The sequence below is a fragment of the Roseofilum reptotaenium CS-1145 genome (assembly GCF_028330985.1).
Taxonomy (GTDB): domain Bacteria; phylum Cyanobacteriota; class Cyanobacteriia; order Cyanobacteriales; family Desertifilaceae; genus Roseofilum; species Roseofilum reptotaenium.
In genome coordinates, this window is the sequence record NZ_JAQMUE010000034.1 from 46,118 (window position 1) to 59,121 (window position 13,004).

Here is a 13,004-nt window from a genome sequence, read left to right on the forward strand (position 1 = left end):
CCCTCTGCTAGTGGTAATGTTATCACCTATTCACAGGAAAATCTCCCCAGCAATGCAGGGCTGGGCTAAGATCGGAGGAAGACTTAACTTAACCAGTTAAACACGCAAATATGCCTCGCATTATTAACGATCGCTACCTACTACTGCCTAACCCCCGTTCAGGTGGAATGGCAGACGTATATAAGGCCATTGACTACCAAAAAGAGGGTCAGCAAGTAGCAGTCAAAGTCTTTAAACATGGGCAAATTGAGCGAGGAGTTCAATCAGAATCGTTCAGACGAGAAAAGCAAATTCTTGCAGAACTCAAACACCTTAGCATTATTGAACTTCTTGACTCAGGGCAAGATAAAGAAACCAAAGAACAATTCCTTGTTTTGGAATGGATGGAGAACAATTTAGAAGGACTTCTTAAAGAGTCTCCATTAGAGGGATGGGACTCTTACTGGGAAAGGCTTGCTCGTCCAATACTTACAGCCCTTGCATTTGCACATGAGCGTCAATGCGTTCATCGAGATCTCAAACCCAGCAATATTCTCGTCGGGCAAGATGGCAGAATAAAGTTAGCTGATTTTGGCATCTCGAAACTTAGAAGTTATTTCCAACCGACTGTCACATTGCGAGAATTTGTTTCTCGTCCCTTCACACCACCAGAAGAGGATGATGGTTCTTATCAGTATAGCCGTGATATATTTAGTTTTGGGGTGGTTGCACTAAAATGCCTGACAAATATTGACCTTGTTGACTACGCTAGTATTCAAACGGCGATCGCTGATCTTGATGCACCACCTGAGATTATTGAAATTATTGAACGGTCTATTGCAACCGATCCTGCTGAACGGCAACCAAATGCAGAAGTCTTGTTAGCAGAAATAGACGCTATTCAGCAAAAACGATCTCGAACTCAGCAATTTAAGGTTCAATCTTGCTACTTAAAATTAACTTCAAAGTGTTTAAATAGAATGCAAGATATGCTAAGTATTTATTCTGCAAATGAAATCCATAAGATTATTCTTGACGATCTCAATGGTGAAGTAAATTGTGGAATACGACCGTATAAATTCAAAAATAATGATAGTAACTCTGAGGGAGATCACTACGAAGTTTACGGTAGCTCTTATCGATATCATGTAAAGGTAGATGATAGAGAGAAAAACCATCTAGTTATCTTTAATGCTTGGGATACACCTCATTCTCAACTGGAACAGAGACGAGATCTAGCATGGAGTTTGCCATATCAACTTAAGTTTGGCACTCCAACCTATTCATATGAAGCTGTAGAGATTATTCAGGAGCTACAAGATGCAGTTGTTGAGCATGAGTCTAATATCAAAGAGCAGGTTATTGAGAAAGACAAACAGAAGGTATTTCAAGTTTGGTGGGATATTTTGCGAGCCAAGACTGATTGGGAAGAGCAGAGGGAGAAATCTCTTAAATATCTTACCTTCAAAACTGATCGTAATCGAGTGATTTTTCAATTAGCAGAATTGCCTGAAGATGATATTGTTGGGCAGTCCCGTCATGTCAAAAACTCTAAGGGGTTCAGCCTTTTGGGTGGAGATGTTATAGAGGTAGAAAGTGATGAATTACATCTATATGTTAGATACGGACAAACCGATCGACTACCTCAACAGGGTGAACTTTCTTTCGATACTCGATTGGCTGAAATTGCGATTAATCGACAGAAAAGTGCTTTAGATGCCATTCGATACGATCGCGCTATTCGTTCTGATTTGCGAAATCTATTAATCAACCCTGATGAAATTAAAGTTCCTACTTTAGAGTCTGAAGTTCAGTTTATCCAAGATTTGAACGCATCACAGCAGGAAGTCGTGAGATCTGCTCTCTCAATGCAAGACTTTTTGTTGGTACAGGGACCACCAGGTACGGGAAAAACAACTTTTATCACGGAAGTTATTCTACAAACACTGCAACAAAATCCTGAAGCACGAATTTTACTTAGCTCTCAGACTCATGTTGCGCTAGATAATGTATTAGAACGGATTCAAGCTAAGAATCCCAACTTGAAACTCATCCGAATTGGCAGTCCAGAAAGAGTTTCAGAAGGTGTTCACTCATTACTTTTAGAGGAGCAAATGGAGAAATGGCGCGAGGAGGCACTAGCCAAAAGTCAAGATTTTCTAGCTGCTTGGTCGGTAAATCATGGAATATCTCAAAAACATTTGGAGAAAGCAATCTTATTCCAGGAACTCAAAAATATTGTGCTAGAGATAGAAAACTTGAGGGTGGAACTACAGCGTCGAAAGCAAGAAAAAGGAGAAAATCACCCTGATTTAGTAAGTTTCAAAGGAAAACAAAAACGAAGACTATTAGCGGCACAAGAACAAGAGTTTAGCCAATTAAACGAAGAAATCAAAGAATTACAGAAAAAGGCAAAATCTTTACGAGATGAACAAAAGCAAAAAGTCAAGCGTCTTCAGGGAATAACTAAACTCAAAGCTAATGAGTTATTAAAATTGACCAGTGTAGATCTAGAGCATCAGAGCAATAATTTGATTGACCCAAATGCACCCAACGCTAAATTACTTCAGCAACTTATAAACCTGCAAACAGAATGGTTCGATCAATTTGGTCGTAATGAACGATTTAACGATCCATTAATTAAGCGATCGCAACTTGTTGCTGGAACTTGTATCGGCATTTCAAGGGCAATTAACAATTCTGAATTCGACCTTTGTATTGTAGATGAGGCTTCCAAAGCAACTGCGACAGAAGTCTTAGTACCAATGTCGCGTTCTAAAAAGTGGCTGTTAGTAGGAGATCCAAAACAACTTCCACCCTTTCAGGATGAAGCCAGCCGAAACACTGGTTTTCTTGAGCAATACGAATTGACTCCAGACAATGTTAAGGAAACTTTGTTCGATCGCCTTTTAAGAATCTTACCGGATGAATGCCAGAAACTGCTGGCTACTCAACATCGCATGGTAGAACCAATTGGTAAACTCATTAGCACCTGTTTCTATGATGGTAAACTAGAAAGTAGCGGCCCTGAAATCGATAAAGTTTTAAGTATAGTTTTACCAAAACCTGTTACGTGGTTAACGACATCAAAGCTTCCTAATAGTCGCAAGCAAAGTGCTGATTCTAGCTTTAATAATTCCTGTGAAGTGACTGTCATCTTTCAATGGTTGAAGCAACTAAATCAAGCAGCTATGGAAGCCCAGAGGAACTATAAAGTAGCAGTTTTAAGTGGTTATGCGGCACAGTTGAAATTGCTGAAGCGTAGGTTAGATGCAAAACAAACTGGCTTGCAGGCATTAGCAATTGAGTGCAATACCGTTGATGCTTTTCAGGGACGTGAAGCTGATATCCTCATTTATTCTATTACTCGCTCCAACAAAGATGGAAAAATCGGCTTCTTACGCGATGAAGCTAGGTTGAATGTTGCCTTATCCAGAGGGCGAGTTGGTCTTTTAATTGTAGGCGATCATCAGTTTTGTCGATCGTTGAATCATAGTCCTCTACATGACGTTTTGCACTACATCGAACAAAATCCAGAAGACTGCATTTGCGTGGAGACGAGCTTATGAACCGGGAATCAGAGTTTATTTCTATCTCTTCTGAGGATCTACGTCGCTATGATAACCGTCCTGGCTTTGACTTAGTTAGTTGCCAAGAAGTCGGTTTGCCTGTTTATAAAATTACCGTTGATGTTCTCACTCAGATTCGCAAACCTATTCCGCCAATTGAGGAGTTTGTTCTAAGATCGATTGATGCTGGGTTGTCGTCTGAGGAGGAAATCGCAGGATTTTTAGGTTTGGAACTCTCAACAACGAGGGAGGCAATGGTAAATCTTAGACTGAGTGAAGATATAGATTTAATTGCTCCCGATGCTTCACCGATTCAAATATGGAAATTGACTAAGAAGGGTGAGAGGACTTTAGGAGAAGCCAAAATTATTGTTCCAGAGGAACGAACTTTCGATATTAACTTTGATGGACTTCTGCGAACTCCGCGTTGGTACGGACAATCTGAGAAGATGTTACTAAAGCCAAGAAATTTAAGAGACGAAGGTGTCGTGGAAATTGAACCCTCACCTAAGCGTCCTCCAGAATTATCTGACTTGAGTATTAAGGATATTGACAAAATTATTCGTGAAATTCTTGGGAATAGCAAAAGTCGGAACCCTAAGAATCAAAATGAGTTAGATGTATTAGCATTAAAGGCAATTGAGCGTAGGCAAAGATTTTTCCAGCCATCTACTGCACTTATTTACAAGGCAAAAGATAGTGATGAAATTCAAGTCGCATTTATTGTTGATGACATCCTATCGAGCGAGCATGAGGCTACCTTCGCTCGTTCAAATGGAGCCAAGAAAATTAGAAGCCAGATTCTTGATGCTTTGCAGGAAAATGAGCCTCTCAAACTTGCAAAAGAGATTTTAGGAAACGACTTTGTAAATAATCATTTGGAGAATTTAGTCGATCTAGATAATGTAGCTGAGGAAGTAGCTTTAGTTACCTCTCAAATAGAATCTGAGATAAAATCTACACAGGAGCAGCTAGATCGGATAGATGATGTCAATGAAAAAGATGAATTACGTCAAGAATTGCACGAAAAGGATGAAAGGATAGCAGAACTTAAAGCTCAACTAGATTTTGTTATTTCTTCTTGTCCTATACGTTTGCTAGAAATGTACGATCATCGTCCTCTACTAGAAGAGGCTTTGAAAGACACTCAGGAACGTTTAATGATTATTTCTCCGTGGATTCGGGCTAATTCAGTCAACCGATGGTTTCTTCAGGAGTTTGAGAATCTACTGAAACGAGGAGTCCAAGTTTTTATTGGATATGGTTTGGGAGAGAAAGACGAAAATCGTTATTCACAAGATATTAAGGTTGAAAAAGCTCTACAAAAATTAGCAAACCGATACTCTACATGCTTCACACTTAAACGCTTGGGAGATACCCATGCTAAGATCCTTATCTCAGATACTAATTTTGCGGTTACCACCAGTTTTAATTGGCTATCATTCAAGGGCGAACGAGATCGCACATTTCGTGATGAGCGTGGGACATTAGTTTCTGATTGTCAGAAAATCGATGAGTTATTCGATAATTTGCTCAGACGGTTCACTAATTCATGAAAACAAAAGTGGAGCGATCGCAACCATAGCACTGACTCCCGCGATACTGACTCCCAAAGTTGCTTAACTCCTGAGTAAGAAGATTGCATTGTATCTGGACATTACCGCAGAAAAACTTCTGGGTGTAGAACGAGAACGCTATATACAGCGCTTTGCGCTGGGGAATAGGGAATAGGGTTGTGGTACATAGCTTTGAGGATTCAAACTTGTGTTTCATAACAGCGCAAAGTGCTGTATCTCAACAAGAGATATATAGTGTTCTCAAATTGGCAAAATGAGAACGACACGATTGCGATTGACGGTAAACCGTATTTGAATAAATTCCAGTTACCCACTTTTTCAAGCCGGATTTTCTGAATTAGAGAAGATGATTGATATGGCACTCTATCCTAGGGCAAACCCTGTATCGGGTCGCTTGACGGGAGAGTGAAAGCCCAGAACAATGTCATGATGGGGAATACCGCAATCGAGAAACTGTTTTATGTCAAGTCTCAACACTTCTGCCCTATTCCCTATTCCCTATTCCTTGTTGCCATTTGCCACGCACTAAGCGAATTTCATCATAAGTATAGGACTCTCCCAAGGCTTCTTTAAGCAAGGTTAAAGAGACTGCGCCGCGCTTTTCTAGCACTTTGATAATCTTCTCTTGTCTTTCGGGTTCGACCAAGGTGTCTAAATCTACGGGTTGATTTAATTCAATTAAGTCTGATAAATGCTTAATAATAGTTGTTGTTCGTAATTCTCGGCGATCGGCAATTTCCTTAATACTGAAGCCTTCCTGATGAAGTTCTAAGGTTACCTTTTGAGTTTCTGAAGGTTCATTACTACTGGGAGGAGGAGGCGCAGGTTCTGTAAATTCTACTAATCCCTGTTCCTGACAGTATTGGCAAATTTCTCCTAGAAAGCGTTCCCCATATTGCCGTAATTTATAACTGCCGACTCCAGAAACTTGGGATAAGGCAGTGAGGCTTTGGGGACGACGTTGGGCCATTTGCATAAGGGTTGAATCAGCAAAGATCACATAGGGGGGAACACCTTGTTCATCGGCTACTTGTTTGCGGAGTTTTCTGAGGTTTTGGAATAATAACTCGGCTTCTCTGGCTAAAGACGAAACCTTTTGTTCTTGCTTGCGTTTCGGGGGAATGGCAATTAAAACTTCCCGTTGACGACGCATAACTGCCCAACTTTGGGGATTAAGCTTAAGGATACTGTAACCATCTGTAGTTTGACTGAGAAGACCTTGATTGAGGAGCGATCGCCCCAACAATCGCCATTCATCCTTACTCCGGTCTTTTCCGATACCATGGGTCGAGAGTTTGTCATGACCATTGCGTAACACTTTCTCACTCATGGAACCCCTGAGTATATCAATAATATAGGTCATGCCAAAGCGCTCTTTACATCGAGCGACACAAGAGAGGAATTTCATCGCCTCAACTGTCCAATCTTGCGTGGGTTTGGGGTTCAAACAATTATCACAACCTTGGCAATTCCCCTCTAAATGTTCGCCAAAATATCGTAAAATAATTGACCGACGACAATCCGTCGCATCAGCATAATCAATCACCTGGCGTAACTGTTGACGGGCGATACGCTGTTCATTTTCATCACTCTTCTGCTCAATAATCCAGTCAACTCGCTTCACATCCCCATAACTCAAAAACATTAAACACCGAGCGGCTTCCCCATCTCGTCCCGCGCGTCCTGCTTCTTGGTAGTAACTTTCTAAACTGCGAGGAATATCGTAATGCACGACAAATCGCACATCGGGTTTATTAATTCCCATACCAAAAGCAACCGTGGCCACCATAATTTGCACATCATCCCGAATAAACCGGTTTTGGTTATTTTGACGCACCGAATCTTCTAATCCTGCATGGTAGGGAAGGGCTGAAACTCCGTCCTTTTGCAGACGTTGGGCCAACTCATTCACCTGACGACGGCTGAGACAATAAACAATTCCTGACCCCCCAGACTGAATCATTTGAAACAGTTCAGCGTAACTTTGGCGTGTTTTCGTCCGCACCTCATAGAAAAGATTGGGACGGTTAAAACTGGCTATATGCACATAGGGATGCTGAAGATGGAGTTGTTGGACAATATCTCGACGCACCCGGTCAGTTGCCGTAGCAGTGAGGGCAATAATAGGCACTTGGGGATACCAGCGCCGAAACTGGGCCATTTGCCGATATTCGGGGCGAAAATCATGACCCCATTCGGAGACACAATGGGCTTCATCGACGCTAAATGCAGAGATACCGACCGTTTCCTGTATGCTATCCAGAAAGGGCTGAAACCACTCGGCCATCAGGCGTTCGGGCGCGATGTACAGGAGCTTGATTTTACCGTTGAGGATGGCCGTTTGTCGCGATCGCACTTCTTCAGCGCTCAAGGTACTATTAAGAAACGTAGCCCCAATCCCATTATCCTGCAACGCATCCACCTGGTCTTGCATCAGAGCAATGAGGGGAGAAACCACCAACGTTATCCCAGAGTGCAAGAGAGCGGGAAGTTGAAAACAGAGGGATTTTCCCCCTCCTGTGGGCATAATCACTAATACATCCTGGTTTTGCAGCGTCGTTTCAATAATGTCCTTTTGGCCCGGACGAAACTGATCGTAACCAAAATAGTGCTTGAGGGTTTCCTCTAAGGTGGAGACTGGAGCCATAATCAACAGGGTAGAGGCGATCAATCTGATTTTAGCTTAACCAGAGCGAAGGAGGCAGGGCGATCGCCCTTTAGTCATCTGAGCTTTCTTACTCCCTTTACCCTGTATTACTCAGTTTCCCAAACTCCCCAGGCTTCAAGTTGTTCCTTAATTAAGTCCATGGGATAAACAACTCCGGTTTCACTGATGGCTGGAGTAAACAGAGTTTCGTGTTCTGTGCGACTCTCTCCCACATTGCCTAAGATAGCGACGACTTGTCGATCTTGATTGAAAATGGGGCTACCTGCATATCCTTGGGTTAAATTTGCCTCAATTTCAAGGGGTTGAGCATCGGTATCTAAACTGCCACTAACCGTTTGCCAAGGGTCAGCATTGAAGGGATGGCCAATTAATTCTACGTCGCGATCGCCTAATTCGGTACTGATCTCTAAGGGTTGAATCGTTTCCGGAATTCCGGCCACTTCTAAAACGACTAAATTCGTGGCAGCTTCTTCTGGGGTAATATGCATGAGTTTGGCGCTGTAGCGGGGTAGAAGTTCGGCTTCTGAAGGTTGGAAAAATTCTACTTGAATCTGGTCGTTTTCTAAGGAAGAAGCATGGGCTATCGCCTCCCGACTGGCGACTACCAAGGCCCGATCCTCCGTCCGTTGCACGACCCAACCCGTGCCAATATTCACGCCATTAGCAATGGGGGTGATAATCCGAGCAATAGGGGCTAAAGGCGACAAGGTTTCTGGGTTCTCTGAAACCTCATTTTCATCCTCTGAAGCGTTAGAGGTCTCTTCTAGAGCCAATAACCGTTGGGATTCGAGCAGATTGTAGTGGGCCTGCACCCCATTTGGGTCTTGGTTGATGGCGTTTTCATAGGCTGCGATCGCCTCTGGCAATTTCCCCAACTGTTGCCAAGCATAGCCCAAAGCCATATACACGCGATAATCTTCTTGTAGCTTAACGCCGACTTGGTAGACTTCCACCGCTTGCTGCCAATCTTCCTGTTGATAATAAATATCGCCCAAGGCAAAATAGGCAGAGATCTCAAAATCATCAAGTTGTATCGCACTTTTATAGGCTTCGATCGCCTGCTCTTGCTGATTATTTTCTTGCAGAGCATTCCCTAATCCCACATAAGTGGACGGATAGCGCGATCCCAGGTTAATGGCCTCATTATAAATGGCGATCGCCTCTTCCACATTGCCCAATTTCAGCAATACATCGCCCAAATCATTATAAACCGGCACAGAATCCGGCTTCAGTTTCAGGGCAATCCGAAATTGAGCGATCGCCGGCTCTAAATCCCCCAATTCAGTCAACACATTGCCCAAATTCCAATACACCCCAGGCAAATTTGGATTTAGCTCAATGGCTTGTTCATATTGAGTTTTAGCCGCTTCCAACTGATCGTCTGAACGTAGGGCGTTCCCCAACCCCACATAGGCAAAAGCATAATTCGGATCGACCTCGATCGCCTTCTCATAAGCCGCGATCGCCTCTTCTAGTTTATTCTGATCTCGCAAACGATTCCCCAGCCCCAAGTAAGCAGGTGCATTATTCGGGTCTTGTTCAATAACCTGTCGCCAAATCTCCTCAGCCGCTTGAAAATTTCCCGCCTTCCGTGCTTCTTCTGCTTGGCGAAACAACTCCTGTAACTCTTGTCCCCAAGCCAATTGAGGATTTAAAACCATGCCAAAACTTAACAGCATTGCCCAGATTTTTATTAAACCCCGCCCCTTTTGTTGAATCATTATGGTTCTTCCCTCATTTCAATCGGCAACTATTCTCCTCTTTTAAGCCACCACTCGCCAAATTTTCACGGTATGATCGAAACTTCCCGTGGCCATGGTGTCACCGTTGGCACTGATGGCTACCCCAACCACATAATTCAGGTGATCGGTAAAGGTTTGCAATAAGTTGCCTGTCTGCAAATCCCATAACTTTACTGTACAATCATCACTGGCACTGGCGAGAACCTTGTTATCTGCTGTAATGATCGCCGAAGTTACAGCCGCTGTATGCTCTGAAAGCACTTGTTCCACTTCTCCGGTTTCCAAATTCCATAAGCGAATGGTCTGGTCGCTACTTCCACTGGCTAACCGTTGACCATCTGGACTAATGGCAACCGATCGGACGCGATCGCTATGGCCAGTTAACGTATAGAGTAACTCTTTGCGGTCTAAATTCCACAACTTAATCGTTTGATCGTTACTTCCCCCGCTAATTTTATCCCCTTGGCGACTGATAGCAATCGAACGAACTCCTCCGGCATAGCCTGCTAATGTGCTGGTTAACTCTCCCGTTTTCCAATTCCACAGCTTAATCGTCTTATCCTCACTGCCTCCGGCCACAATTTGATTGTCGGGAGTAATGGCTACCGTCCACACTTCTCCAGAATAGCCCGCCAGAGTACTCATCAATTCCCCTGTTTTTAGATTCCAGACCTTAATCGAGCGATCGCTACTGCCACTCGCTAAAATTTCTCCATCCGCAGAAATGGCTATGGATAAGACTGAACCACTATGGCCCATCAGAGTTCTAGCCAGTTCTCCCGTTTCCCCATGCCAAACTTTAATTGTTTGGTCATTACTGCCACTTGCCACCCATTGGCCATCACTAGAAACGGCGATCGCCCGAACCGGCCCGTCATGTTCCCCAGTATACACGCAAGAAAAAAGCTGATAACTCTCTAGCTTAAAGGCTTCTATAGCTTGCCGGGCCTTCACCGATCCACTACGTTTGAGTAATAAATAAGCTACTCGCTTAACGGCAATAGATGGATCTTGTAGTGCTCCAATGATTAAATCTAACCCATCTGAGCCAATTTGAGATTGGGCTAATTCCAGTAACTCTTGAGTTTGGCTCAGTTCCTGTTGCAACCGGGTTTGAGTTTGCTGCAACTCCATCAGCGTTTCTCCCCCATCCGTCTGATTGACTAACAACGCCTGGAGTTGGGCTGGACTAATTTCTTCTATTTGAGAATATACTTGAGACAGTTGACTTTGAAGTAGCGATCGCTCTTGGGTGGCTAACTCTAACTGAGACTGTACTTCCCCCAGTTTTGACTGTAACCTCACTCGCGAGGCTAATTCCCTAGCCCTAGCCCAAACCCCTTTAGCCCAGGCTAAACGTAGGCGTTCTCGTTGCAGGAGGACTTGTAGTACTTGGTCGGGAATAGACTCTGGAGTTAAATCCCAACCACAGGTTTTACAGAGTTTCGTGGTTCCTTCAATATACTCTGTACCACAAACAGGACAATTGGTCACAGACCCTCCCTCAGCGATCGGCAACAGGACAAACAGTTAAATCTTACATTCGGGGCCCATAAACCCCACCCTTGAGAAATGAGATTCAAAAACCAACCTCCTCTCATTTAAAATAAAGACCTCTCATCTGGCAAGCCTTTAGGTTCCTATACAACCTGACCTTCTCACAATCCGTAGGAAAGTACACCTGCAAGAAAATCCATCTACTCCTTAGTTCATCTGTCATCCCTGTTATGGCCAATCAAGAACATTTCGCTTTACTTCATGAAGGAATAGACACTTGGAATGCTTGGCGCAAGAGTCATCCTGAAATTGTACCGGATCTCAGGGGAGCAACCTTAAAAGAAGGGAATTTTAATGGCATTAATTGGAGTGGAACCCATTTAGAAGAAGTTAATTTAAGTGGGGCATTTTTGAGTAAAGCTGATTTAAAAGGAGCGATGGTTCGCCATGCATGTCTGAGTGGAATTAATTTAAGTGATTCAGATTTAAGTCATGCTAATTTGAGTGGATCATTACTCAATCAAGCTAATCTCAGACGGGTGAATTTGAGTTATGGGATGTTAAGACGAAGTGATTTAAGTCAATCTTTTTTTACTCAAGCTAATTTATCCCATGCTAATTTGTTTGAGAGTAATTTAATGGGTGCATTCTTGAATCAAGTTGATTTTTCTCATGCTAACTTGGTGGCTGTGGATTTAACTCAAGCGTTCTTAAATCAGGCAAATTTAACCGCAGCCGAGTTATTTCAAGCTGACTTAGAGCGAGCCTTTTTAAGTGAATCTCTGCTGTGTCGAGCTAATCTTTCTAAGGCCAATCTTTACCGCGCTGATTTAAGTGATGCCAATTTACGCGAGGCCGATTTCACCCGTTCCAATGTCCAGGATGTTACCTGGAAAGGTGCGATTCTAACTCATACAGAGTTTAATCACACCAAAGGTATTCCCATACCTTTGCGCTTTGATTTTAAGAATTTAGGGGCTTTGTTTCTAGATTAAGTAAAGGGGGGATTATACTATAAATTGTATTACCCATTACCAGCGCGTAGCGCTCCAATTTTTGATTGGAAAAACTCTTCTAAGGATTGACGTGCTAACTTTAATTCCAGTAATTCAGCATCCATTAACCGCAAACTGGCAATAAAATCATAGGGATTGCCTTGAACTTCACCTGTCCAACAGCCGCGATCGAAAGAGAGATTGGGAATCCAGCGCTTAATGACTTCTAACGATCCTCCTTTGCCTCGTGCTTGGTAGGATTGCGCGTGACCTAATAATTCATCTAATGAACCACAACAAATTAAGTCACCTTGAGATAAAATGGCGATGCGATCGCACACCTGTTCCACATCCGATAAAATATGGGAGTTAAAGAACAGGGTTTTGCCTTGTTTTTTCAGGGATAAAATAATTTCACGAATCTGATAGCGGCCGATGGGATCTAACCCGGACATGGGTTCATCGAGAAAGACGACTTCTGGATCGTTGATTAAGGCTTGGGCAAACCCAATGCGCTGTTTCATTCCCTTGGAATATTGGCGCAGTTGTTTATTTTTTGCCGTTTTAATATCTAATCCAACTTGCTCTAAGAGTTCGGGGATACGGGAGCGAGTAACTGTTGTGGGGATTTGAAATAAACCAGCGGTGAAGTGCAAAAATTCCCAACCCGTGAGATAATCGTAATAGTAGGCGTTTTCAGGCAAATAGCCGATCCGTTGCTTGATGTTGCGATCGCCTAACGGACGACCCAACAGAACGCCTCGTCCAGAACTAGGCTGTACAATTCCCAGTAATGTCTTCAGTAGTGTCGTTTTGCCTGCACCATTGGGGCCGAGCAAACCAAAAGTTTCGCCAGGATACACCTTCAGAGAGCAAGATTTGAGGGATTGAATTTTCTGGTTTAACCAAAACCCCGTCCGGTAAACCTTACTCAAATCCCAGGTTTCAATCACACAAGTGGTTTCTTCAGTCATAGG

At 43.1% G+C, this 13,004-nt stretch carries 8 protein-coding genes; 3 read left to right on the forward strand and 5 right to left on the reverse strand.

Annotated elements, in window-relative coordinates; translation table 11 throughout:
• The first annotated feature begins 167 nt into the window (after nucleotides 1-167).
• On the forward strand, nucleotides 168-3,548 hold the full coding sequence (locus tag PN466_RS05080) for a serine/threonine-protein kinase (protein WP_271937486.1): 3,381 nt from the start codon (nucleotides 168-170) through the stop codon (nucleotides 3,546-3,548).
• Nucleotides 3,545-5,104, forward strand: a complete 1,560-nt coding sequence (locus PN466_RS05085) for a phospholipase D-like domain-containing protein (RefSeq protein ID WP_271937488.1) — start codon at nucleotides 3,545-3,547, stop codon at nucleotides 5,102-5,104. The genes PN466_RS05080 and PN466_RS05085 overlap by 4 nt, the downstream gene beginning before the upstream one ends.
• 384 nt (nucleotides 5,105-5,488) lie before the next feature.
• On the opposite strand, the gene PN466_RS26200 is transcribed toward PN466_RS05085, so the two are convergent.
• From PN466_RS26200 to PN466_RS05100, 4 genes are all read right to left on the reverse strand, one after another.
• Nucleotides 5,489-5,602, reverse strand: a complete 114-nt coding sequence (locus PN466_RS26200; RefSeq protein ID WP_390889970.1) for an element excision factor XisI family protein — start codon at nucleotides 5,600-5,602, stop codon at nucleotides 5,489-5,491.
• A gap of 7 nt (nucleotides 5,603-5,609) precedes the next feature.
• Complete coding sequence (gene recQ / locus PN466_RS05090) at nucleotides 5,610-7,772, reverse strand: DNA helicase RecQ (protein WP_271937490.1); 2,163 nt, start codon at nucleotides 7,770-7,772, stop codon at nucleotides 5,610-5,612.
• A 107-nt stretch (nucleotides 7,773-7,879) separates the two neighbouring features.
• The gene (locus PN466_RS05095; RefSeq protein WP_271937492.1) at nucleotides 7,880-9,514 is read right to left on the reverse strand and encodes a serine protease; all 1,635 of its coding nucleotides are present in this window, start codon (nucleotides 9,512-9,514) and stop codon (nucleotides 7,880-7,882) included.
• Nucleotides 9,515-9,556: 42 nt separating this feature from the next.
• Nucleotides 9,557-11,029 carry a WD40 repeat domain-containing protein gene (locus PN466_RS05100; RefSeq protein ID WP_271937494.1) on the reverse strand — a complete coding sequence of 491 codons (1,473 nt, stop codon included), beginning with the start codon at nucleotides 11,027-11,029 and terminating at the stop codon, nucleotides 9,557-9,559.
• A 233-nt stretch (nucleotides 11,030-11,262) separates the two neighbouring features.
• Between PN466_RS05100 and PN466_RS05105 the strand changes: the two genes are divergently transcribed.
• Complete coding sequence (locus tag PN466_RS05105; protein WP_271937495.1) at nucleotides 11,263-12,027, forward strand: pentapeptide repeat-containing protein; 765 nt, start codon at nucleotides 11,263-11,265, stop codon at nucleotides 12,025-12,027.
• Between the two features lie 29 nt (nucleotides 12,028-12,056).
• On the opposite strand, the gene PN466_RS05110 is transcribed toward PN466_RS05105, so the two are convergent.
• On the reverse strand, nucleotides 12,057-13,001 hold the full coding sequence (locus PN466_RS05110) for an ABC transporter ATP-binding protein (protein ID WP_271937496.1): 945 nt from the start codon (nucleotides 12,999-13,001) through the stop codon (nucleotides 12,057-12,059).
• Between the last annotated feature and the right edge of the window lie 3 nt (nucleotides 13,002-13,004).

Excerpts from the sequence above, each read along its gene's own strand:
- PN466_RS05080 (WP_271937486.1), top strand. The coding sequence starts at position 168 with ATGGCAGACGTATATAAGGCCATTGACTACCAAAAAGAGGGTCAGCAA.
- PN466_RS05085 (WP_271937488.1), top strand. The coding sequence starts at position 3,545 with ATGAACCGGGAATCAGAGTTTATTTCTATCTCTTCTGAGGATCTACGT.
- recQ (WP_271937490.1), bottom strand. The coding sequence starts at position 7,772 with ATGGCTCCAGTCTCCACCTTAGAGGAAACCCTCAAGCACTATTTTGGT.
- PN466_RS05095 (WP_271937492.1), bottom strand. The coding sequence starts at position 9,514 with ATGATTCAACAAAAGGGGCGGGGTTTAATAAAAATCTGGGCAATGCTG.
- PN466_RS05105 (WP_271937495.1), top strand. The coding sequence starts at position 11,263 with ATGGCCAATCAAGAACATTTCGCTTTACTTCATGAAGGAATAGACACT.
- PN466_RS05110 (WP_271937496.1), bottom strand. The coding sequence starts at position 13,001 with ATGACTGAAGAAACCACTTGTGTGATTGAAACCTGGGATTTGAGTAAG.